Source organism: Paenisporosarcina sp. P4_D4 (assembly GCF_056401835.1).
Genome location: NZ_JBFUIO010000232.1, coordinates 1 through 2174, shown reverse-complemented (window position 1 = coordinate 2174; position 2174 = coordinate 1). Strand labels below are relative to the sequence as shown.

Below are 2174 nucleotides of genomic sequence, written 5' to 3'. Positions count from 1 at the left end.
CGTAAATAAAGATGGGTTAAAGATGAGATAAATACTAAGGCAAGATTTGAATGAAGTTTACTTCGTCATAAATGATATGTAATAGAAGAGAAGTTGCATCTTAACTAAAGGGGCAGCATTCCTGTTAGAAAGATTGCCGGGGGCTTGCAAGAAAAAGAGGATTCAACGATGAAAGAAACTCAGAAGACAGAAGTAGTTATTGAAATTGAACCTACGGGTCACAGCTGGATGAATTTAGCTTATTTCCTAGACCAATATGGAATCCCACTCGTCATGGTCAATCCAATGCACGTCAAACGTTCGAAAGAACTGGATGATAATTTACCAACCAAACATGAGGAGGGGATGAGAGTTCCACAGTTACCAAGTCTCGAAATTCTTCGTTATTGAAAAATAAAAACAGGTAATGTCTAATAGACAGCACCTGTTTTTATAATACTTACATTAACTTTTGGCTCTATTTGAACATTTTTAAAATCTTCATCCCAATTCATTTTCTTCCATAAGTCAGGATGTGTATTAGCTAATCTCATTCCAATCCCAAATGCATCGCAATTTGCTTGTAAAAGAATAGCGATGACTTCCTTAGCCTGATTGGTTAATTCTACAGAAATTTCTTTATTTAATTTTTTTATATTTAAATCTTTATTGAGATTTTGTGGATAGGTATTCACTTCTATTTGGATGCTAATATCTATGATACAAGTTATATCTCCACTTGTTTTGTCTACCTTTATCTCCATGTTTCTTTTCATCTTCCGTGTAGAAAAAGCAATGGATCGATCTTCTTCACTCGCTTGATTTAGCATGAGTTCCATATTGTTCGTCTTTTTTAATTGATCGAGTAATAGTAATAATAAACTGCTTTGCTCCTTTGATAAGGTTTTTCCAGAAAACTTATCTCCATTAAAAAGGGCTACCCCAGCAATCGCAATTTTATCTGATTCTCCTTTTTCTAAATAGGGTAAGATAAAATCTTTGCCCGTAGTTTGAATGTTTGTCCATACAGTAAAAATAGTTTCTTCTGGTATTAAGGTAGATTCCTCTGCTCCTTCAATCGCTTGTAAAATAAAGAATGCAATCGGGCTTTTTTCTTTTTCTGAAGATATGATATCTTCTGCTTTACCTTTTGTAATCGCAATTTTGGCTACAATATTCGATTCTTTTCCTCGATAAAAAGGATCTAGTAATTGATGAATCCCATTTTGAGCCAATTCATCACCGATTAAAATAATATGTGCTTGACTGAAATCCACCTGCCCAGCTGTCATGCTATTAATATCGATTGCTAAACCCGCCAAAGTAGGTCTTTCAGCACTCACAAGTTCATCTTCAATTTCAAATTGTCCTCCTCCTTTACTTTTTATATTCAAGGCTCGAACTGTAGCGTGTATTTTGCCTTCTTCTGTTAAATCAAAACTGATTCCGTTTACGAGTGTTTTATTAACAAGCTGGTGTTGGTCCCAACAACCTGCCAAAAAGATATTTATGATTATCAAAATCAGTAAGAGTCTTTTTCTCAAGCTGTATCACCAGTTTCATGCTTTTTAAATATGATTGACAGAATTAATAGGAGAGCTGGAATGACAAAGACAACGGCATAACTTAAATAAGAAACAAATTTGTTAAAAAGAAACGTGACTTCATCAGTATGAGGAATAAGTGAAATCAGAAATATAAGAATTCCATTTATCACGACAATCTTTTTATAAGACTTTTTCTCATTACTAATACTTTTACTTGCAAGGAATAAATAAGCAATAATTGACGTTGTCATTGGTACAATCCAAATCGAGAGAAAAATCAAATCTACGCGATCAATCATTTTATAAGATAGACCCCTTAAAAGATATAACACTGGCTCTCTTATTTGATTCAATTGATCAGGACTAAAACTGATTAAACAAATGAAGACCAAATAGGTGTAGAAGCCTGTGACAAAGATATTTGCCATTGATATGGTTTTTAATACTCCTTTGTTATTATGAATAATAAAGGGAAATAAAAACAATAATCCTTCAAAACCCAACTTCGAAAGTAATGCACTCTTGCTGCCAATTAGAATGTTTTTAATGCCTGAACTCCCAATCGGAAGGATGAATTGAATCTCTTTCGGAAGTATTAGAGTGAAAAGAGTAATAAACAGTAATACGATTATCAGCGTAGAAGCTAGA

Annotated in this window: 2 protein-coding genes and 1 pseudogene; 1 reads left to right on the top strand and 2 read right to left on the bottom strand. The window is 33.5% G+C overall.

The features are described 5' to 3' along the window. Positions 1 to 168: 168 nt before the first annotated feature. Positions 169 to 339, top strand: a pseudogene (locus AC1DSL_RS17490) (IS110 family transposase); the annotation flags it as partial. A gap of 71 nt (positions 340 to 410) precedes the next feature. Here AC1DSL_RS17490 and AC1DSL_RS17485 read toward each other — a convergent pair. Then, positions 411 to 1523, bottom strand: coding sequence for a Ger(x)C family spore germination protein (locus tag AC1DSL_RS17485; RefSeq protein ID WP_477533205.1), 1113 nt, complete (start codon positions 1521 to 1523; stop codon positions 411 to 413). Then, positions 1520 to 2174 (bottom strand): GerAB/ArcD/ProY family transporter (locus AC1DSL_RS17480; protein WP_477533204.1); only part of this gene is annotated, 655 nt, incomplete at its 5' end. The genes AC1DSL_RS17485 and AC1DSL_RS17480, both read right to left, overlap by 4 nt.